This is a genomic window from Leifsonia sp. Root1293 (genome assembly GCF_001425325.1).
In the GTDB taxonomy this organism is placed as follows: domain Bacteria; phylum Actinomycetota; class Actinomycetes; order Actinomycetales; family Microbacteriaceae; genus Orlajensenia.
Genome location: NZ_LMEH01000001.1, coordinates 643696 through 664653 on the forward strand (window position 1 = coordinate 643696; position 20958 = coordinate 664653).

20 protein-coding genes are annotated in these 20958 nt (G+C 69.6%); 19 read left to right on the forward strand and 1 reads right to left on the reverse strand.

Annotation, left to right across the window (positions count from 1 at the left end):
- The first annotated feature begins 1 nt into the window (after position 1).
- The 3 genes from ASC59_RS02910 to nusB all read left to right on the forward strand — a co-directional run bounded on the left by ASC59_RS02910 (position 2) and on the right by nusB (position 1509).
- Entirely contained in the window at positions 2–451 is a 450-nt protein-coding gene (locus tag ASC59_RS02910; RefSeq protein WP_055818177.1) for a type II 3-dehydroquinate dehydratase, read from the forward strand.
- A gap of 81 nt (positions 452–532) precedes the next feature.
- A complete protein-coding gene (gene efp, locus ASC59_RS02915) occupies positions 533–1096 on the forward strand; it encodes an elongation factor P (RefSeq protein WP_055818178.1) in 564 nt (187 codons plus the stop codon).
- A complete protein-coding gene (gene nusB, locus ASC59_RS02920) occupies positions 1096–1509 on the forward strand; it encodes a transcription antitermination factor NusB (RefSeq protein ID WP_055818180.1) in 414 nt (137 codons plus the stop codon). Before efp ends, nusB begins: the two co-directional genes overlap by 1 nt.
- Before the next feature lie 84 nt (positions 1510–1593).
- On the opposite strand, the gene ASC59_RS02925 is transcribed toward nusB, so the two are convergent.
- Entirely contained in the window at positions 1594–2901 is a 1308-nt protein-coding gene (locus ASC59_RS02925) for a glycosyltransferase (RefSeq protein ID WP_157487908.1), read from the reverse strand.
- Between the two features lie 128 nt (positions 2902–3029).
- Here ASC59_RS02925 and pyrR point away from each other — a divergent pair, with 128 nt between their 5' ends.
- The 16 genes from pyrR (at position 3030) to ASC59_RS03005 (ending at position 20908) form a co-directional block, all read left to right on the forward strand.
- Complete coding sequence (gene pyrR, locus ASC59_RS02930) at positions 3030–3572, forward strand: bifunctional pyr operon transcriptional regulator/uracil phosphoribosyltransferase PyrR (protein WP_055818184.1); 543 nt, start codon at positions 3030–3032, stop codon at positions 3570–3572.
- A complete protein-coding gene (locus ASC59_RS02935) occupies positions 3569–4516 on the forward strand; it encodes an aspartate carbamoyltransferase catalytic subunit (protein WP_055818186.1) in 948 nt (315 codons plus the stop codon). Before pyrR ends, ASC59_RS02935 begins: the two co-directional genes overlap by 4 nt.
- Positions 4517–4521: 5 nt before the next feature.
- Positions 4522–5913 (forward strand): dihydroorotase, encoded by a 1392-nt coding sequence (locus ASC59_RS02940; protein ID WP_055818188.1) that lies wholly within the window; start codon positions 4522–4524, stop codon positions 5911–5913.
- A complete protein-coding gene (locus ASC59_RS02945) occupies positions 5910–6437 on the forward strand; it encodes a PH-like domain-containing protein (protein WP_055818190.1) in 528 nt (175 codons plus the stop codon). The genes ASC59_RS02940 and ASC59_RS02945 overlap by 4 nt, the downstream gene beginning before the upstream one ends.
- A gap of 2 nt (positions 6438–6439) precedes the next feature.
- Complete coding sequence (gene carA / locus ASC59_RS02950) at positions 6440–7645, forward strand: glutamine-hydrolyzing carbamoyl-phosphate synthase small subunit (RefSeq protein WP_055818192.1); 1206 nt, start codon at positions 6440–6442, stop codon at positions 7643–7645.
- Positions 7645–10935, forward strand: a complete 3291-nt coding sequence (carB, locus tag ASC59_RS02955; RefSeq protein WP_055818194.1) for a carbamoyl-phosphate synthase large subunit — start codon at positions 7645–7647, stop codon at positions 10933–10935. Before carA ends, carB begins: the two co-directional genes overlap by 1 nt.
- Entirely contained in the window at positions 10932–11789 is an 858-nt protein-coding gene (gene pyrF, locus ASC59_RS02960; protein WP_055818196.1) for an orotidine-5'-phosphate decarboxylase, read from the forward strand. The genes carB and pyrF overlap by 4 nt, the downstream gene beginning before the upstream one ends.
- Complete coding sequence (gene gmk, locus ASC59_RS02965) at positions 11782–12690, forward strand: guanylate kinase (protein ID WP_055818198.1); 909 nt, start codon at positions 11782–11784, stop codon at positions 12688–12690. The genes pyrF and gmk overlap by 8 nt, the downstream gene beginning before the upstream one ends.
- A gap of 86 nt (positions 12691–12776) precedes the next feature.
- Entirely contained in the window at positions 12777–13034 is a 258-nt protein-coding gene (gene rpoZ / locus ASC59_RS02970; RefSeq protein ID WP_055818200.1) for a DNA-directed RNA polymerase subunit omega, read from the forward strand.
- A gap of 30 nt (positions 13035–13064) precedes the next feature.
- Positions 13065–14294: a bifunctional phosphopantothenoylcysteine decarboxylase/phosphopantothenate--cysteine ligase CoaBC gene (coaBC, locus tag ASC59_RS02975; RefSeq protein ID WP_055818202.1), complete on the forward strand. Its 1230-nt coding sequence runs from the start codon at positions 13065–13067 to the stop codon at positions 14292–14294.
- Positions 14295–14366: 72 nt separating this feature from the next.
- The gene (gene metK, locus ASC59_RS02980) at positions 14367–15560 is read left to right on the forward strand and encodes a methionine adenosyltransferase (protein ID WP_055818204.1); all 1194 of its coding nucleotides are present in this window, start codon (positions 14367–14369) and stop codon (positions 15558–15560) included.
- A gap of 5 nt (positions 15561–15565) precedes the next feature.
- On the forward strand, positions 15566–17539 hold the full coding sequence (locus tag ASC59_RS02985) for a hypothetical protein (protein WP_055818206.1): 1974 nt from the start codon (positions 15566–15568) through the stop codon (positions 17537–17539).
- A 4-nt stretch (positions 17540–17543) separates the two neighbouring features.
- Positions 17544–18461: a methionyl-tRNA formyltransferase gene (fmt, locus tag ASC59_RS02990; RefSeq protein WP_055818208.1), complete on the forward strand. Its 918-nt coding sequence runs from the start codon at positions 17544–17546 to the stop codon at positions 18459–18461.
- Complete coding sequence (locus tag ASC59_RS02995; RefSeq protein ID WP_055818209.1) at positions 18458–19831, forward strand: RsmB/NOP family class I SAM-dependent RNA methyltransferase; 1374 nt, start codon at positions 18458–18460, stop codon at positions 19829–19831. The genes fmt and ASC59_RS02995 overlap by 4 nt, the downstream gene beginning before the upstream one ends.
- Positions 19832–19962: 131 nt before the next feature.
- Complete coding sequence (gene rpe, locus ASC59_RS03000; RefSeq protein ID WP_055818211.1) at positions 19963–20631, forward strand: ribulose-phosphate 3-epimerase; 669 nt, start codon at positions 19963–19965, stop codon at positions 20629–20631.
- 13 nt (positions 20632–20644) lie between these two features.
- Entirely contained in the window at positions 20645–20908 is a 264-nt protein-coding gene (locus tag ASC59_RS03005) for a phosphoribosyl-ATP diphosphatase (RefSeq protein WP_055818213.1), read from the forward strand.
- Positions 20909–20958 lie beyond the last annotated feature (50 nt).

Consider the following 20958-nt stretch of genomic DNA (forward strand, 5'->3'; position numbering starts at 1 on the left):
CATGACCGCCATCCTCGTGCTCAACGGCCCCAACCTCGGTCGACTCGGTTCCCGGGAGCCCGAGGTCTACGGCTCGGCCGACCTCGACGACCTGCGCAGCGCACTCACGGATCAGGTGACGGATGCCGCAGGCGATGCGACGCTCGACCTGCGTCAGACCGATGACGAGGCCGAGCTGGTGCGCTGGCTGCACGACGCGGTCGACGCAGGCTCTCCGGTGGTGCTGAATCCGGCGGCGTTCACCCACTACAGCTACGCCCTGCGCGACGCGGCAGCACTCGTCACGAGCGCCGGGCTTCCGCTCATCGAGGTGCACATCACCAATCCGCACACGCGGGAGGTCTTCCGGCACACCAGCGTGATCAGCGGCGTCGCATCGGGCGTCATCGCGGGGTTCGGCTTCGACTCGTACAGGCTGGCCGTCGACCAGATTCTCCGATCGCGGGCCTGAGAGTCTAAACTTCTCTGATGGCCCCGCGCGTTACGCGCCTTCGGCCGCGCAACTTCCCCAACTGAAACGGATCACCTTCGCATGGCATCTACCGCTGACATCAAGAACGGCGTCGTCCTCTCGATCGACGGGCAGCTCTGGAGCGTGATCGAGTTCCAGCACGTGAAGCCAGGCAAGGGCGGTGCGTTCGTGCGCACCAAGCTGAAGAACGTCGTCACCGGCAAGGTCGTCGACCGCACCTACAACGCCGGTGCGAAGATCGAGATCGAGAACGTCGACCGCCGCGACTTCACCTACCTGTACGCGGACGGCGACGGCTTCGTCTTCATGGACACCGCCGACTACGACCAGATCACCGTCACCGACACCGTCGTCGGCGATGCGAAGAACTTCATGCTCGAGAACCAGGCCGTTACGGTCGCGCTGAACAACGGCAACCCGCTCTACGTCGAGCTCCCGGCATCCGTCGTCCTCGAGATCACCTACACGGAGCCCGGCCTGCAGGGCGACCGCTCGACCGGTGGCACGAAGCCCGCGACAGTCGAGACCGGCTACGAGATCCAGGTGCCGCTGTTCCTCGAGACCGGCACCAAGGTCAAGGTCGACACCCGCACGGGCGACTACCTCGGTCGCGTCAACGACTAGTGAGCGCGCGCACCAAGGCGCGCAAGCGCGCTCTCGACATCCTGTACTCGGCGGACATGCGCCAGATCAGCGTTCCCCAGGCCCTCGCGGTCGAGGCGGAGCGCGCGGCCAGTGAGCCCGCGCGCGAGGCGAGCTGGCTCTACGCGCGTGAGATCGTCGACGGCGTCGTCGACAACCAGGCCGAGATCGATGAGCTCATCGAGACCTACGCCCAGGGCTGGACCCTGAAGCGGATGCCGGCCATCGACCGCGCGCTCATCCGCATCGGCATCTGGGAGATCGTCTTCAACGACGAGGTTCCCGACGGCGTCGCGATCTCCGAGGCGGTCGAGGCCGCAACGGTGCTCTCCACGGACGACTCCGCCGGCTTCGTGAACGGCCTGCTGGCGAAGATCTCCCAGGTCAAGTCGTAGAGCGTCCGCCCGACGTCGCCTGACGCGCCTGTACCGGCGCCAGAACAGGCCGAAGCCGTGGGAACAGGCCAGACGGCCCTGTTCTCACGGCTTCTCGTCGTTCCGGCCTGTTCTGGAGCGCGTCGCCAGCAGCTCGAGAGTGTGGGCGACCACCTCGGCCGGCCCGTCATGGCCGGCGAGGCTCGCCGCGATGCGTCGAGCGTTCTCCCGGTACGACCCGGTCGTCGCGACGCGCCGCCAGCCCTCGAGCACCGTGCGTGCAGACGGCGTCCCCGTACGGAGATTCACCCCGGCCCCCGCCCAGGCCACGCGAGCCGCGATCTCCGGCTTGTCGAGGTCGCCACCGGCGATCACGAGGGGGATGCCGTGGGCGAGGCCGGCCAGAACGCCACCCCATCCGCCATTCGTGATCATCACGTCGACGTGGGGGAGCAACCGGTCGTAGGGGAGGAACCCGGCCACCCGCGCGTTGGGCGGGACCGGGAACGGCAGCTCGGGCGCATCCTCCAGTCCGGTCGTCACGACCACCGTCACATCCTGTCGCCCGAGGGCGCTCATGGCGGGTTCGATGAGGTCGTGCGGATCGACATTCAGGGTCCCCTGCGTCACGTGCACCACGGATGCAGCAGGCTCGATGACATCCGACCACCACGCAGGCAGCGTCCCGGCCGCCCGTGGCGGGGTCGCGAGCGCTCCGACGAAGACCACCTGCTCCGGCAGGTCGTCGCGCGGATACTCGAGCTCCGGCACTCCGCTGGCGCAGACCAGCTCGGGCGAGTACCAGGCGTCGTCGAAACCGCGCTCGGCCTCGGGCAGGCCGCAGAGCTCCCGCTGCCGGCGGTAGGCCGAGCGCATGCCGCCGGTAGCGAGAGGCAGCAGGCGGCGGAGGGCGGCATCCCGCAGTCGACCGGCCGGTCCACGCGCCGGCGGGATGCCCAGCGACGGAGGCGGCAGTTCCCGACTGGGGATGGCGAGCGGCACTATGGCAACGGTCGCCCACGCCGATGCCGTGCGCTCCGAGGTCAGCCCGGCGCCGAGGCTGAGGTTGTCTGCGACGATCACGTCCCAGTGACGGTCGTGCCAGGCAGCGACGAGATCGTCGCTCTGGGCCGCCGCCGTGCGAATGAAGATGTGCTCCACGTTCGCGAGCAGTTGGCGCGCGCCCTTGCGGCCGCGCAGCTCGGGGAACGTCCTGGCGAGATCGTGCTCATCGAAGTCGGGGGCGGCACTCCAGGGAACGATGTCGGCTCCGAGCCGGGCGAAGACCGGGGCATGGGCGGAGCCCGTGTAGACGCGCACGGTGTGGCCGTCGGCGAGGAATGCGGACACGACGGCGGCGAGAGGAGCGACATGCCCGACGAAGGGCATCACGGCGATCATCACATCGGCCATGGCCCATGCAAGCACAGAGGGCGTCGCCGGCGTAAGGCTCCGGCGGGCGGAGGTGCAGCCGGCGTTCGCTATGCTGGACAGGTTGGCAACCTTTAAAGCCGTCCTGTGAGACGGAGAAGGGAGTCGGTCTGATGGCGCGCACAGTGCTGAATCACTCTGACATTTCGCGGGCGCTCACCCGCATCTCGCACGAGATCCTCGAATCCAATCGTGGAGCGCAGGATCTCGTCATCCTCGGCATTCCCACGCGTGGCACTGTTCTGGCCGCCCGCATCGCCGAGATCATCCAGCGCATCGAACCGGATGCCCCGACGCAGCTCGCCGGGTCACTCGACGTCACGATGTACCGCGACGACCTCTCCCGCACACGGACGCGCACCCCGTCGCCGACGGACGTGCCCATGAGCATCGACGGCAGGACCGTGGTGCTCGTCGACGACGTGCTGTTCTCCGGGCGCACCATCCGCGCCGCATTCGACGCGCTCAACGATCTGGGCCGGGCCAGGGCGGTTCGGCTGGCCGTTCTCGTCGACCGCGGCCACCGCGACTTCCCGATCCGGGCGGACTTCGTCGGCAAGAACCTGCCGAGCGCCACGTCCGAACGCATCAATGTGCACCTGGGCGAGATCGACGGCGCCGAGTTCGTCTCGATCGAGGGAGGCGAGGAATGAGGCACCTGCTCTCCACCCGAGACCTCAGCCGCGACGAGGCCGTCGAGCTGCTCGACATCGCCGAGGACATGGCCGACGTGCAGCTGCGCGAGGTCAAGAAGCTCCCGACGCTGCGCGGCCGCACCGTGGTCAACCTGTTCTTCGAGGACTCGACCCGCACCAAGGTGTCCTTCGAGGCCGCGGCCAAGCGCCTGAGCGCCGACGTCATCTCCTTCAGCGCGAAGGGCTCGAGCGTCTCCAAGGGCGAGAGCCTGAAGGACACGGCGCAGACCCTGGCCGCGATCGGCGCCGATGCCGTCGTCATCAGGCACGGCTCATCAGGTGCGCCCCTGGTGCTCGCGCAGAGCGGCTGGATCGACGCCGGTGTGCTGAACGCCGGCGATGGAACGCACGAGCACCCGACGCAGGCGCTGCTCGACGCGTTCACCCTGCGCCGCCGCATCCACGGTGCCGCATCACGCGGCCGCGGCCTCGACGGAGTCAGGGTGACCATCGTGGGCGACATCCTGCACTCCCGGGTCGCGCGGTCCAACGTCTGGCTGCTCTCGACCCTCGGCGCCGAGGTGACGCTGATCGCGCCGCCGACCCTGCTGCCCGTCGACCTCGGCAACTGGCCTGTCACCGTCGGGTACGACCTCGACGACGCGATCGACGCCCGGCCGGACGCCATCATGATGCTGCGTATCCAGCTCGAACGCATGCAGGCGGCGTTCTTCCCCAACAGCCGGGAGTATTCCCGGGCGTGGGGCCTCGACGACGAGCGATTCGCCCGGCTCGGGACGGCTAGCATTGTGATGCACCCTGGCCCGATGAATCGCGGCCTCGAGATCTCCTCCCGAGCAGCAGACTCCCCGCAGTCGAGCGTGCTCGAGCAGGTTGCGAATGGAGTTTCGGTGAGAATGGCCGCCCTGTATCTACTGCTCTCAGGCGAGAAGGGGGAGTAGGCGACATGGCCGAGTCCTATCTCATCCGTGGTGCGTCGCTGGCCGACGGCACCAGGTCCGACATCCTCCTCGACGGGGGCATCATCGCCGAGGTCGGCACGGGCATCAGCGCGGCGGGAGCGAGTGTCATCGACGCCGACGGGCTCATCGCCCTCCCCGGCCTCGTCGACCTGCACACGCACCTCCGCGAGCCCGGCTACGAGCAGAGCGAGACCATCCTCACCGGTACCCGTGCAGCGGCCGCCGGCGGCTTCACCGCCGTCTTCGCGATGGCCAACACGGCGCCCGTCGCCGACACTGCTGGCGTCGTCGAGCAGGAGCTCGCCCTCGGAGAGGCCGCCGGCTACGCGAGGGTGCAGCCCATCGGTGCCGTGACGACGGGCCTGCAGGGGGAGCGCCTGGCGGAGCTCGGTGCCATGGCCCGGTCACGGGCCGCGGTGAAGGTCTTCTCCGACGACGGCTTCTGCGTCTCGGATGCCCTCCTCATGCGTCGCGCCCTCGAGTACGTGAAGGCGTTCGACGGCGTCATAGCGCAGCACGCCCAGGAGCCCAGGCTCACGCAGGGCGCCCAGATGAACGAGGGCGCGCTCTCCGGCGAACTCGGACTGGCCGGCTGGCCCGCCGTCGCCGAGGAGGCGATCATCGCCCGTGATGTGCTGCTCGCCGAGCACGTCGGATCGCGCCTGCACATCTGCCACGTCTCGACGGCGGGCTCTGTCGACGTCATCCGGTGGGCCAAGGCCCGCGGCATCCAGGTCACCGCGGAGGTCACCCCGCACCACCTGCTGCTGACCGAGGACCTGATCGCCGGGCGGGGCGACGGCGGCCTGCAGGGTGCCGGCTACGGCGACGGAGGCCAACAGGGTGCCGGCTACGACGCGCGATTCAAGGTGAACCCGCCCCTGCGTCGCCGGGAAGACGTCGAGGCCGTGCGTGCTGCACTGGCCGACGGCACCATCGACATCGTCGCCACCGATCACGCGCCGCATCCGTCGGAGTCGAAAGAATGCGAGTGGGATGCCGCAGCCAACGGCATGGTCGGCCTCGAGTCGGCGCTCTCGGTCGTGCACGCCTCCGTCGTCGAGAACGGCATGCTCGACTGGGCCGACGTCGCCCGGGTGCTCTCGCAGACCCCGGCGCAGATCGGACGCATCCGCGGTCAGGGTGAGTCGATCGCGGTCGGTGCCGCACCCGAGATCGTGCTCTACGACCCGAGCGCCAGCCGCTCGTGGAGCACGGCGGATCTCGCCGGTCGCAGTGTGAACTCCCCGTACCTCGGCCGCACGCTGCCCGGCCGGGTCGTCGCGACCTTCCACAACGGCTACGCCACGGTTCTCGACGGTGCGGTGCTGGAGACCGACAGGATCGCAGCGGCCGCACGGGAGGCGCGCGCATGAGCCAGTACACGGTTCCGGCCATCATCGTGATCGCCATCACCGCCCTGATCCTGCTCGCCATGTGGCTGGGGTGGCGCGGACGCGGGCGGCGTGACGTCAGGGTCGGCGCCTACCCGTTGCCCGAAGCCGTGGCCGCCCCGATCGTCGGGGCCGACGGCTTCTACGTCGCCACCACTCAGCACGAGAAGCCGCTGGAGCGACTCAACATCCGCAGCCTCGGCTTCAGGGCGAAGGCTCGCGTGACCGTCGGCGCCGACGGTGTCGCGCTCGAGATCCCGGGCGAGGAGACGGCCTGGATTCCGCGGGATGCGATCCGCGGCGCCGGGCCGGCCACCTTCGCCATCGATCGGGTGGTCGAGCGCGACGGCCTGGTGTGCGTCACCTGGGCCCTGGCCGGCACCGGCGATCTCGCCGACAGCTACCTCCGCATCTCCGATTCCTCTGACCGCGAGCGCGTCCTCGACGCTCTCGCCCACATCCTCAGCTCCGCCCCCGCGGATGCCACCGAAGAAAGCGAGGCCTGATCATGGCTGCATCCATTCCGAGCCCGGCCGTCCTCGTCCTCGAGGACGGATCGCGCTACCGCGGCCGCGCTTACGGCGCCGAGGGCCGCACCGTCGGCGAGGCCGTCTTCTCCACCGGCATGACCGGGTACCAGGAGACCCTGACCGACCCGAGCTACGCCGGGCAGATCGTGCTCCAGACGGCTCCGCACATCGGCAACACCGGCATGAACGACGAGGACATGGAGTCCTCCAAGATCTGGGTGGCCGGCTACATCGTGCGCGACCCCTCCCGCGTCGTGTCGAACTTCCGCTCGGAGCGCAGCCTCGACGACGACCTGGTCGCCTCGGGCGTCGTCGGCATCAGCGGCATCGACACCCGTGCCGTCACCAGGCACCTGCGGTCGGCCGGTGCCATGCGCGCCGGTATCTTCTCGGGGGCGGATGCCGCCCTCAGCGACGGCGAACAGCTCGACCTGGTGCGCGGCGGCGTCGAGATGGCCGGCCAGAACCTGTCGGGTGCCGTGTCGACACAGGAACGCTACGACGTGCCTGCCACGGGGGAGCGCATCGGATCCGTTGCCGTGCTCGACCTCGGGGTCAAGACGTCGACGCTGAACTTCCTCGCCGAGCGCGGCTTCGACGTGATCGTGCTGCCGCAGACCGTGACGGCCGAGGAGATCCTGGCGCTCGATCCCAGCGCCCTGTTCTTCTCCAACGGACCCGGCGACCCCGGGGCATCCGACCACCACGTCGAACTACTGCGCACGGTGCTGCGTGCCGACGTGCCGTACTTCGGAATCTGCTTCGGAAACCAACTGCTCGGGCGGGCGCTCGGCTTCGGCACGTACAAGCTGCCCTTCGGGCACCGCGGCATCAACCAGCCCGTCATCGACGTGTCGACGGGCCGCGTCGAGATCACGGCCCACAACCACGGCTTCGCCGTCGACGCGCCGCTGCACGAGGTCAGCGACTCGGCCGAGGGCTTCGGCCGTGTCGAGGTCAGCCACTACGACCTCAACGACAACGTGGTCGAGGGGCTCAACTGCCTCGACATCCCCGCGTTCAGCGTGCAGTACCACCCCGAGTCCGCTGCCGGCCCGCACGACGCCAACTACCTGTTCGACAGGTTCCGCGACATGGTGCTCGCGAGGGGCTCGGCGAGCGAGACATCCGAGACATCTGAAACATCCGAGACATCCGAATCGACCGACGGAGACCAGAACTGATGCCCAAGCGTGAAGACATCACCAGCGTCCTCGTCATCGGCTCCGGCCCGATCGTCATCGGCCAGGCCTGCGAGTTCGACTACTCGGGAACCCAGGCGTGCCGGGTGCTGCGCGAGGAGGGCGTGCGCGTCATCCTCGTGAACTCCAACCCGGCCACCATCATGACCGACCCCGACTTCGCAGACGCCACCTACGTCGAGCCGATCACCTGGGAGGTCATCGAGACCATCATCGCCAAGGAGAAGCCCGACGCGATCCTGCCGACCCTGGGCGGCCAGACCGCGCTGAACGCGGCGATCCAGCTGCACGAGAACGGCATCCTCGAGAAGTACGACGTCGAACTGATCGGCGCCAGCTTCGAGGCGATCAACAAGGGCGAGGACCGCCAGATCTTCAAGGAGCTCGTGATCGAGGCCGGAGCGGATGTCGCCCGCAGCCACATCGCGACGACCATCGACGAGGCCAAGGAGTTCGCGCTCGACCTCGGTTACCCGCTCGTCGTGCGGCCCTCGTTCACCATGGGCGGCCTCGGGTCCGGTTTCGCCTACACCGAGGAGGACCTGGTGCGCATCGCGGGTCAGGGCATCCACGACTCGCCGACGCACGAGGTGCTCCTCGAGGAGTCGATCCTCGGCTGGAAGGAGTACGAGCTAGAGCTGATGCGCGACACGGCCGATAACACCGTCGTCGTCTGCTCGATCGAGAACGTCGACCCCGTCGGCGTGCACACCGGCGACTCGATCACCGTCGCGCCGGCGCTCACGCTCACCGACCGCGAGTACCAGAAGCTCCGCGACATCGGCATCGACATCATCCGCGCCGTCGGCGTCGACACCGGCGGCTGCAACATCCAGTTCGCCATCGACCCGGCCGACGGTCGCATCATCGTCATCGAGATGAACCCGCGCGTCTCGCGCTCGTCCGCGCTGGCGTCGAAGGCGACGGGGTTCCCGATCGCCAAGATCGCGGCGAAGCTCGCCATCGGCTACAGGCTCGACGAGATCCCGAACGACATCACCCGTGTCACCCCGGCCAGCTTCGAGCCCACTCTCGACTACGTGGTCGTCAAGGTGCCCCGGTTCGCGTTCGAGAAGTTCCCGGCGGCCGACCCCACCCTGACGACCACCATGAAGAGCGTCGGCGAGGCGATGGCCATCGGCCGCAACTACGCCTCAGCCCTGCAGAAGGCGCTGCGTTCGCTCGAGAAGAAGGGCTCGTCGTTCCACTGGGGCGAGGAGAGCCGCTCGCTCGAGGAGCTTCTCGAGATCTCGAAGACGCCGACCGATGGCCGCATCGTGACGGTGCAGCAGGCGCTCCGCGCCGGAGCATCCGTCGAGCAGGTCTTCGACGCCACCAAGATCGACCCGTGGTTCATCGACCAGATCGTGCTCATCAACGAGGTGGCCGACGCCATCGCCGCGGCCGACACCCTCGACTTCGACACCCTGCGCTACGCGAAGGACCACGGCTTCTCCGACGTGCAGATCGGCGAACTGCGCGGGTTCGGCGAGGACGGCGTGCGCGAGGTGCGCCACACCCTCGGCGTGCGCCCGGTCTTCAAGACCGTCGACACCTGCGCCGGCGAGTTCCCGGCCCTCACGCCGTACCACTACTCGAGCTACGACGAGGAGACCGAGGTCGTGCCCAGCGACCGCCGCAAGGTCGTCATCCTCGGTTCCGGCCCGAACCGCATCGGCCAGGGAGTCGAGTTCGACTACTCCTGCGTGCACGCGTCGTTCGCCCTGTCGGCGGCCGGCTTCGAGACCATCATGATCAACTGCAACCCGGAGACGGTGTCGACGGACTACGACACCAGCGACAGGCTGTACTTCGAGCCCCTCACCCTCGAGGACGTGCTCGAGGTCATCCACGCCGAGTCGCAGTCCGGCGAACTCGTCGGCGTCGTCGTGCAGCTCGGCGGTCAGACGGCCCTCGGACTCGCGAAGGGTCTGAAGGATGCCGGCGTGCCCATCCTGGGCACCACCCCCGAGGCGATCGACCTGGCCGAGGAGCGCGGCGAGTTCTCGCGCATCCTCGACGAGGCCGACCTGCTCGCCCCCCGCAACGGCACGGCGTTCGACGTGCAGGGCGCCGTCACCGTGGCCGAGGAGATCGGCTACCCGGTGCTGGTGCGCCCGAGCTATGTGCTCGGCGGACGCGGTATGGAGATCGTCTACGACAGCGCCTCCCTCGCCGACTACTTCGATCGCATCGAGGGCCAGGGAATCGTCGGCCCGTCGCATCCGCTCCTCGTCGACCGCTTCCTCGATGACGCCATCGAGATCGACGTCGACGCGCTCTACGACGGAGAGCAGCTCTACATCGGCGGCGTCATGGAGCACATCGAGGAGGCCGGCATCCACTCCGGCGACTCGAGCTGCACCCTGCCGCCCGTGACGCTCGGCCGCGGCGTGATCGACCGCGTGCGCGATGCGACGGAGGCCATCGCGAAGGGCATCGGCGTGCGCGGCCTGCTCAACGTGCAGTTCGCCATCGGTGCTGGAGTGCTCTACGTGCTCGAGGCGAACCCTCGGGCGTCGCGCACTGTGCCGTTCGTGGCGAAGGCCCTCGGCATCCCGCTGGCCAAGGCCGCGTCGCTCATCATGGTCGGCCGCACCATCGAGGAGCTCAAGGCCGACGGCATGCTGCCCGAGGTCGACGGCTCCCGCGTCCCGTTCGACTCGCCCGTCGCCGTGAAGGAGGCGGTGCTCCCGTTCCGCCGCTTCCGCACCAAGGACGGCCAGATCGTCGACTCGGTGCTCGGCCCCGAGATGCGCTCCACCGGAGAGGTCATGGGCATCGACCGCGACTTCCCCCGCGCCTTCGCCAAGAGCCAGCTCGCCGCGTACGGCGGGATGCCGCTCGACGGCACCGTCTTCGTATCGGTGTCCGACCGCGACAAGCGTTCCATCATCCTCCCGGTGCTGCGACTGCAGGAGCTCGGCTACAGGATCATCGCGACCGAGGGGACCGCCGAGGTGCTGCGCCGCAACGGCATCGCCGCCGGTGTGGTCGGCAAGTTCAGCGAGAAGCCGACGGGGGAGGCCGACTCCATCGTCGAGCTCATCCACCGCTCCGAGGTGCAGGTCGTCATCAACACTCCGAGCGGTCGCTCCGCCCGTGCTGACGGCTACGAGATCCGGGCGGCGGCCGTGGCGGGCGACATCCCGTTGTTCACGACCATCGCCGAGCTCTCGGCGGCTGTCGGTTCGCTCGAGGCGGTCCGCGGCGGCTTCGAGGTCACCTCGCTGCAGGAGTACGCGCTCCAGCGGGCGGCGGCCATCGCATGAGCGTGACCCCCTTCGGAGACAGGCTCGGTGAGGCATTCGACCGCTTCGGTCACCTGTGCGTCGGGATCGACCCCCATGCATGGCTGCTGGACAGGTGGGGCCTCGAGGACAACGCGACCGGAGCCCGCGAGTTCGGGCTCCGGGTGATCGGAGCAGCCCACGGGCGTGCCGGCATCCTGAAGCCCCAGGTCTCGTTCTTCGAACGCCACGGCTCCGCGGGGTACGCGGCGCTCGAACGGGTGCTGGCCGAAGCCCGTTCAGCGGGCATCCTCACCATCGCCGATGCCAAGCGCGGCGACATCGGTTCGACGATGGAGGCGTACGCCGAGGCCTGGCTGCGGCCCGGTTCTCCGCTCGAGGCGGATGCCGTCACGGTGAGCCCGTACCTCGGTGTCGGTTCCCTGGCCTCGAGCCTCGACTACGCGGCGGCCCGCGGCAAGGGCGTGTTCGTACTCGCCGCGACGTCCAACCCCGAGGCGGCCCGCGTGCAGGATGCACGGGTCACCACGACAGGCACCACCGTCGCCGACGATGTCGTCGTCGGCATCACCGGCTGGAACGCGCAGCAGGGCGGCTCGAGGTTCGGCTCGGCCGGCGTCGTCATCGGGGCGACGCTCGCCCTGGCCGACCTCGGCATCGACATCGGCGCGGAGCAGCCCACGGCGACCCTGCCCGTGCTCGCTCCGGGATTCGGACACCAGGGAGCGGACCCACGCGACACGCGGAGGATCTTCGGTAATCTCACTCCGGGTGTCATCGTGTCGGAGTCACGCACCATACTGGAGGCGGGACCCGAGGGCATCGCGGACGCGATCGCCCGTCGCTCCGAGGAAGTGGAGTCGCATCGTGGCTGAATACGGCACGCCGCCCGAGGTCGATCGTGTAGCCGCGTCCCGCGCCGCCGTCGCCGCTCGACGGGCGCGCGCCGCGGTCAAGGCCGCCATCTCGGCGGGGGAGCGCAACCCCCTCGACGTGCTGCGCGTCGCCGGGGAGGACCCGACGAGCGTCGAGGGCGGCATCCGGGTGACCGAGTACCTGACGAGCATCCCCTCCATCGGCGTGACCAAGATGCACCGCTTCATGGACGAACTCGGCATCTCGCCGGCCAAGCGCCTCGGCGGCCTCGGCCGTCACCAGCGCAGGCGGCTGCGGGGCTTCCTCACCGACAGGCTGGCCGCCCAGACCGGGCGCCACAACCGACTGGTCGTGCTGGCCGGGCCGACCGCCGTCGGCAAGGGCACCGTCGCCGGCCACATCCGCACGCACTACCCCGACGTGCTGCTCTCGGTCTCGGCGACGACCCGCGCTCCCCGCCCCGGCGAGGTCGAGGGCGTCAGCTACTACTTCGTCGACGATGCCGAGTTCGACCGTCTCATCGAAGCAGGCGAGCTCCTCGAGTGGGCCACCGTGCACAACGCGCATCGCTACGGCACGCCCCGCGGACCCGTCGAGGCGGCCCTCGCCTCAGGTCGCAGCGTGCTGCTCGAGATCGACATCCAGGGCGCGCGCAAGGTGCGTCGGGCCATGCCGGAGGCATCGCTCGTGTTCCTGCTGCCGCCGTCGTGGGAGGAACTGGTCCGCCGTCTCATCGGGCGGGCGACCGAAGACGGCCCCGAGCAGCAGCGCCGACTGGAGACCGCGAAGGTCGAACTGGCTGCCATCGACGAGTTCGATTTCGAGGTCGTGAACACCGACGTGAGCACCGCCGCTCAAGAGGTCGTAGACTTGATGCAGACTCGCAAGCCGAAGCGCTGACCCGCTCGCCGCCTGCCCATCTTTTTTCCGCGTTCCCCCGACGCCTTCGGAACGGAACGCACGATCGCACTGAGGAGTGTTCTCACATGGCTGACAAGCTGACCGGAATCATCGACCCGCCCATCGACGAGCTGCTGTCGAAGGTGGACTCCAAGTACGCCCTCGTGATCTTCGCCTCCAAGCGCGCGCGCCAGATCAACGACTACTACGCCGACCTGCACGACGGCAGCCTGTTCGACAACGTCGGCCCGCTCGTCGACTCCTCCATCGAGGACAAGCCGCTCTCCGTCGCCATGCGCGAGATCAACGAGGACAAGCTCCAGCTCAGCCCGATCGTCGAGTAGCTCCCAGCTCACAGCTCGGCACTCGACACCGTGGCGCTCAACGTCGTCGTCGGCATCACCGGCGGCATCGCGGCCTACAAGGCCGTCAACGTCGTGCGCTCCCTGGTGCTCGCCGGTCACGACGTGCATGTCGTCGCCACTGAGGCGGCCCTGCGATTCGTCGGTCGGCCGACCCTCGAGGCCATCTCGCGCAACCCCGTGCACTCGGAGCTGTACGAGGGGGTCGCCGAGGTGCGCCACGTGGCGATCGGCCAGGCAGCCGATCTCATCGTGATCGCCCCGGCGACGGCGAACACCATCGCCAAGCTCGCCGCGGGCATCGCCGACGACCTGCTCGGCAACTCCGTGCTCGCGAGCACGGCGCCTCTGGTCATAGCGCCGGCCATGCACACCGAGATGTGGCAGAACCCTGCCACCGTCGCGAACATCGCGACCCTGCGCAGCCGCGGCGTCACCGTCGTCGGTCCCGCCGTAGGCCAGCTCACCGGCAAGGACTCCGGCCCCGGCAGGCTCGAAGAGCCCGAGACCATCGTGGCCGCAGCCCTGGCGGTGCAGGCCGAGCACGCCGCCAGGCTCGCGGCATCCTGTGACCTCTCCGGTCATCGGATCGTGGTCACGGCCGGCGGAACCCGTGAACCCCTCGACCCGGTGCGCTTCCTCGGCAACCGGTCGAGCGGCCGCCAGGGCGTCGCCATCGCCGCAGCAGCCCGCGCGCGCGGAGCGGACGTCACCCTCATCGCCGCGCACCTGGAGGTGGCTCCGCCCGAGGGCGTCAGGCTCGTCGAGGCATCCACAGCCCGCGACCTGCAGGCGGCGGTGACGGATGCAGCAGAGCAGGCCGACATCCTCGTGATGGCAGCGGCCGTGGCCGACTATCGTCCGGCCGTCGTCGTCGACTCGAAGATCAAGAAGGAGACGCAAGGCGACACGCTCGAGCTCTCCCTCGTCAAGAACCCCGACATCCTGGCGGAACTCGGCGCCGCCCGGCGAGCCGGAGGATTCCCGGGACTGCGCCTGATCGGCTTCGCCGCCGAGACCGAACCCGACGCGGCAGCGCTGCTCGAACTCGGGCGCGCGAAGATCGCGCGCAAGGGCGCCGACCTCCTGGTCGTGAACCGTGTGGGCTGGACCGAGGGCTTCGCCACGGACGGCAACTCCGTCGTTGTGCTGAACCGGGCCGGCGATATAGTGAGCGAGGCCGCCGGCAGCAAGATGTCGGTGGCCGACCGTATTCTCGACGCCATCGTCGCACTCGACTGAGCAGCGGCGTCGGCATCGAATCCCGATGCGGTCGCCGATCCATGACGCTCGTCACACTAGAAACGGGGCACCATGAGCGATCTCCGCCTGTTCACATCCGAATCCGTCACCGAAGGACACCCAGACAAGATCTGCGACCAGGTCTCGGACTCCATCCTCGACGCGCTCCTCACCGTCGACCCGCACGCGCGCGTCGCCGTCGAGACGCTCGTCACCACAGGACTCGTCCACGTCGCCGGCGAGGTGACGACATCGGGATACGTGGAGATCCCCGCGATCGTGCGCGACCGCATCACGTCCATCGGCTACACGTCATCCGACGTCTGGTTCGACGGTCGTTCCTGCGGTGTCTCGATCTCGATCGGTGCGCAGTCGCCCGACATCGCCCAGGGTGTCGACGACGCCTTCGAGTCCCGTGAGCAGTCCAGCGGAGACGCCCTCGACCAGCAGGGCGCCGGCGACCAGGGCATCATGTTCGGCTACGCCACCACGGAGACACCGCAGCTCATGCCGATCCCCATCTGGATCGCGCACAGGCTGTCGGAGCGCCTCGCGGCGGTGCGCAAGGAAGGCCTCGTCGACTACCTGCGCCCCGACGGCAAGACCCAGGTCACCGTCGGCTACGAGGGTGCCGTTCCGCGCACCATCGACACCGTGGTGCTCTCGACCCAGCACTCCCCGAAGGTGTCGACCGATGACCTCCGCCGCGAGGTCGAGGAGCTCGTGATCCGCCCGGTGCTCGACTCCGTCGAGCTGACCAGCAACGACCTCAAGGTGCTCATCAACCCGACCGGCCGCTTCGAGATCGGCGGCCCGCAAGGCGATGCCGGTCTCACCGGCCGCAAGATCATCATCGACACCTACGGCGGTGCCAGCAGGCACGGCGGTGGAGCGTTCAGTGGCAAGGACCCGTCGAAGGTCGACCGTTCAGCCGCCTACGCCATGCGCTGGGTCGCCAAGAACGCCGTCGCGGCGGGGCTCGCCGACAGGGTCGAGGTGCAGGTGGCCTACGCCATCGGCAAGGCGGCTCCCGTCGGGCTCTACGTCGAGACCTTCGGCACCGGGCATCTGCCCGATGACGTGATCAGCGCGGCCATCCGCGAGGTGTTCGATCTGCGCCCGGCCGCCATCATCCGCGACCTCGACCTGCTGCGACCGATCTACGCGCAGACGGCGACCTACGGTCACTTCGGCCGCGAGCTGCCCGACTTCACCTGGGAGCGACTCGACCGCGTCGACGATCTCCGCAGCGCAGCCGGACTGTAGAGCCGGTGCCGGGACTCATCGCCCGGGTGCTCATCGATTCCCCGCTTCCGCAACTCGATCACCCATTCGACTACAGCGTTCCCGACGAGCTCGTCGACGACGTCGCCGTCGGAGTACGGGTCAAGGTGCCGTTCCGTTCGGCGACCCGTCTGACGAGCGGGTACGTCATCGGCCTCGCCGATGCCGACGACGCCGAATTCGGAGGCAGGCTCAGCGCGCTGGACTCCGTGCTGTCATCGGCTCCGGTGCTCGACCCGGCCGTGTGGAGGCTGGCCCGCCGTGTCGCCGACCGGTCGGGGGGCACGGCGAGCGACGTCGTCAGGCTCGCCGTGCCGCCGCGGCAGGTGCGCGTGGAGAAGAAGTGGCTGGCACGGCAGGCGGAGGCGACCCCGGCGACGGTGGATGCCGCCCCGGCGGTGGACGCAGTCGCCATCACCGGCTATCCCGTCGCCCTCGCCAACGCCGTCTCGGTCGGCGAGCGCATCGCCCTCCGCGCCATTCCGCGCCTCGTGGAGCTGCCAGGCGGGATCTGGGTCGGACACTGGGCGATCACCCTCGCCGAACTCGCCGTCACCATGCTCGCTTCGGGGCGCAGCAGCATCCTCGCCGTTCCCGACTACCGCGATCAGGCCCAGCTCGAGGCGGCGCTGGCCGCGGCGATGCCGGCTGAGGCCGTCGTTCGACTCGACGCCCGGCAGCCCGACGCCGAGCGCTACGCCGCCTTCCTCCGCTGCCTCGAGCCCGAGCCGGTGGTCGTCGTCGGCAATCGCGCCTCGATCTACGCTCCTGCCGCAGCCCTCGGGCTCATCGTGGTCTGGGACGACGGCGATCCGCTCTACGCCGAGCAGCTGGCTCCCTACGTGCACACCCGCGATGCGGCTCTGGTGCGGCAGGAGCAGGCCGGATGCGCCCTCGTGCTGGCGGGCAACGTGCGCAGCGTCGAGGCGCAGCGGCTCATCGAGATCGGCTGGATGCGCGCCGTCGAGCCCGAGCGCGCCCCGCGACCCCGAGTCATCCCGACCGGCAGGCAGTCCCACGAGGATCCCGTCGCGCAGGCGGCTCGCATCCCGTCGACGGCGTGGCGCGAGGCGCGCACGGCACTCGAGACCGGCCCGGTGCTGGTGCAGGTGGCCAGCCCCGGGTACTCCCCGTGGATCGCCTGCGCCACCTGCCGCGAGCCCGCCCGCTGCACCCGCTGCCGTGGCCCGCTCGGCGTGGCCGCACCCGGTGCCATCCCCGCGTGCAGGCTGTGCGGCGCCGTCGCGGCCGACTGGAGCTGCTCGAACTGCCAGGGTCGCACCTTCCGCAGCATCGGCGCCGGCTCCGGACGCACTGCAGACGAGCTCGGCCGCGCCTTCCCTGGTGCGCTCGTCGTGCTCTCCGACGGCGAACACGAGGTGCTCACCGTCAGCGGGAAGTCGGCGCTCGTCATCGCCACCCGGGGCGCCGAGCCGGTCGCTGCAGGCGGCTACCACGCCGTTCTGCTTCTCGACGGAGAACGGATGCTGGCCCGCGAGTCCCTCCGGGTCGGCGAGGACTGCCTGCGCTGGTGGTCGAACGCGGCCGCCCTCGCTGCACCGGGCGCCCCCGTGCTCCTCGCCGGAGCCACCGGTCCCGTCTCCGACGCCCTCACGGCATGGCGCCAGGACTCCTTCGCCGCAACGGAGCTCGCCGACAGGCGGGCCCTCCGCTTCCCACCCGCCGTGCGTGCCGCATCCGTCACCGGATCCGCGGCCGGAGTCGCCGAGGCCCTCGAGGCCATCGAGGCCGTCGAGGCTGCTGAGGTGCTGGGGCCGGTCCCGGTCGCCGACGGCCAGGTGCGGGCGATCGTGCGTTTCGACTACGCGGCGGGAACCGCGGTGGCCGGGGAGTTGCGCGCCGTCGTCGTGCGCATCGCCACCCGCACACGGTCCGGACGGGACAAGCGCCGGGTCGCGCCTACACTCAGAATCAGATTCGACGACCCGGAGATCCTGTAACGCCATGAAAATCCTCTTCGCCGGGACCCCGGAGGTCGCGGTGCCGTCCCTGCGTGCTCTGCATGCGGCCGGCCACACCATCGCGGCGGTCGTGACCCGCGCCGACGCGCCTGTCGGGCGCAAGCGCGTGCTCACGGAGTCTCCCGTCGCCGCAGTCACGGGTGAACTCGGTCTGCCGGTCGTGAAGGCCAACCGCCTCGACGAGGCCGTCACCGAGCAGCTGCTCGCGCTCGGGGCCGAGCTCGGCGTCGTCGTCGCCTACGGCGGCCTCGTGCGCGAGCCGCTGCTCTCGACCCCTCGCCTCGGCTGGGTCAACCTGCACTTCTCGCTGCTGCCGCGCTGGCGAGGAGCCGCGCCGGTGCAGCGCGCCATCGCCGCCGGCGACACCGTGACCGGCGCCGACGTGTTCCAGCTCGTGCCGGCGCTCGATGCCGGAGACCTGTTCGGCCGCATCGAGCGTCCGATCGCCGCCGACGACACTGCCGGAACGATGCTGGCGGCTCTGAGCGTCGACGGCGCCGAGCTCCTGGTCGATGTGGTGGCCGGGCTCGAGGCGGGCACCGCCGTCGCCGTGCCGCAGACGGGCGAGGTCACACTCGCCCCTAAACTCACGATCGACGACGCTCGCATCGACTGGGCGCTGCCGCTCGCTCGCATCGACAGCAGCATCCGCGGCATGACCCCGGAGCCCGGCGCCTTCACCGAGATCGATGGAGCGCGCTTCAAGGTGCTCGAGGCGCGCCCGGCTCCGGATGCCGCCCCTCTCCCGCCCGGCGCCATCCGCAGCGTCGACGGCCGCGTGCTCGCAGGAACCGCTGACGCGCCGCTCGAACTCCGCCGCGTTCAGCCGGCGGGCAAGACTCCCATGGCGGCCGCCGACTGGTGGCGCGGGGCCGGAACAGACGAGGTGATCGCAGGATGAGCTCCCGCATCCAACCAGCACGACGCGTCGCGTACGACGTCATCTCGGCCGTCAGCACGAGCGACGCCTATGCCAACCTGCTGCTTCCCGTGCGCATCGATCGTGCGAAGCTCTCCACCGGCGATGCCGCCCTGGCCACAGAACTCACCTACGGAACGCTGCGCATGCGGGGCTTCTACGACAGGGTCATCTCGTTGACGGCAGGTCGCCCGGTCGAGAAGATCGACGGCCCCGTTCTCGACGCCCTGCGCCTCGGCGCCCACCAGCTGCTGTCGATGCGCACCGCCGACCACGCCGCTGTCAACGAGTCGGTCGAGCTCGCCCGCGAGTACGGCTCGCGGTCCGCCTCGGGCTTCGCGAACGGCGTGCTGCGCACGATCTCGCGTTCCACCCTCGAGGAGTGGCGCGACGCCGTCGTCGGCGAGGAGTCCGACCCCGACGAGAAACTCGCCCTGCTGTACTCGCACCCCGCCTGGATCGTGCGAGCGCTCCGCCAGGGACTCGACGCCGAAGGTCGTGCCGATGAACTCGAGGCACTCCTCGCCGCGGACAACGCGGCACCCCGGGTGAACCTCGTCGCACTGCCGCACCTGGTCGAACCCGAGATCGCGGCTGCGCTGGGGGAGGCGAACCGCTACTCGCCGGTCGGCCACGACCTCGGCGGCGGTGATCCGACGACCATCACGAAGCGTTCGCACGGGACTGTGCGCGTGCAGGACGAGGGCTCGCAGCTCGCGGCACTGGCGCTCAGCCGTGTTCGTCCGATCGAGGAGGGCGAGCGCTGGCTCGACCTCTGCGCCGGCCCGGGCGGCAAGGCGGCGCTCCTGGCAGCTGAGGCGAAGGCCGGCGGAGCCGAACTGCTCGCCAACGAGTTGGTTCCGGCCCGCGCCGAGCTCGTCCGGTCGGCGCTGTCGGCCGTCTCCAGCGATATCGAGGTGGCCGAGTTCGATGGCACCGAGGTGGGGGAGATGCATCCGGCTGCGTTCGATCGCATCATGCTCGACGCCCCGTGCACCGGGCTCGGCGCCCTGCGTCGGCGTCCAGAGGCCCGCTGGCGCAAGTCGCCCCGCGACGTGGCCGAACTGAGTGCACTGCAGGCGCGCCTGTTCGACGCTGCCGTCGTCGCCCTGAAGCCCGGCGGGGTGCTCGCCTATGTGACCTGTTCGCCGCACACCGGCGAGACGCTGGGCGCCGTCCGCGCCGCCGCCTCCCGCTGGGCGGAGCAGATCGAGCCCCTCGACACCCGTGCCGTTCTCGCCGACGTCGTCGAGCATCCGCTCGATCTCGCCGGTGAGCCGCACACTGTGCAGCTCTGGCCGCATCGCCACGGCACCGACGCCATGTTCATCGCCCTGTTCCAGCGCCGCTGAGCGGCCCGGTACATCCCCGGCTCGTCGAGGCCCGGACCGAGTCCGCGGCCGAAGTGCAGTCAGAGCCAGCGCGTTTCGGGCGCGGACTCCGTCCGGCCCTCTACGACTGGATGCCCGGTAGATTGGATCCCATGCCCGCCAGGATCAATCCGAGCATCCTCTCCGCCGACTTCGCCAATCTCGAGGGCGAACTCGGCCGCATCCGCGCCGCAGACGCCGTTCATGTCGACATCATGGACAACCACTTCGTGCCGAACCTGACCTTCGGCCTGCAGATGGCCACGCGCCTGCAGGAGGTGTCCCCGCTGCCGCTCGACGTCCATCTCATGATCGACGACCCCGACCGCTGGGCCCCCGGCTATGCGGAGGCCGGTGCCTTCTCGGTGACCTTCCACGCCGAGGCCGCCCGCGAGCCCGTCGCTCTCGCACGCTCCCTGCGAAAGCTCGGCGCCCGTGCCGGCCTCGCGCTGAAGCCGGGCACGCCCGTCGAGCCCTACCTCGAGATGCTCGACGAGTTCGACCAGATCCTCGTGATGACGGTGGAACCCGGTTTCGGCGGCCAGAGCTTCATGCCGTCCACGATGCCCAAGCTCTCTCGACTCGCGGATGCCGTCCGTCGCTCCGGTGCCGACGTCTGGCTGCAGGTCGACGGCGGCATCACGGCGGAGACGATCCGCATCGCGGCCGACGCCGGCGCTGACACCTTCGTGGCCGGCTCCGCGGTGTTCAACGCCGACGTGCCGGACGACGCGATCGTCGAGCTGCGGGCGGCCGCGGCGTCACACGTGCACGGTCACTAGTACCGTTGATGCTGTGAAGACATTCGACGAACTGTTCGCCGAACTCTCCGAGAAGGCGCAGACACGCCCCGAGGGTTCCGGCACCGTGCGCGAGCTCGACGCCGGCGTGCACGCGATCGGCAAGAAGATCGTCGAGGAGGCTGCCGAGGTCTGGATGGCGGCCGAGTACCAGTCGGACGAGGAGACCGCAGAGGAGATCTCGCAGCTCCTCTACCACCTCCAGGTTCTCCTGGTCGCGAAGGGTCTGACCCCGGCCGACGTGTACCGACATCTGTGAACGCGCGTTCGCCCGTTGTCCACCCACGTTTCGCCTGACCCATCGGAAGA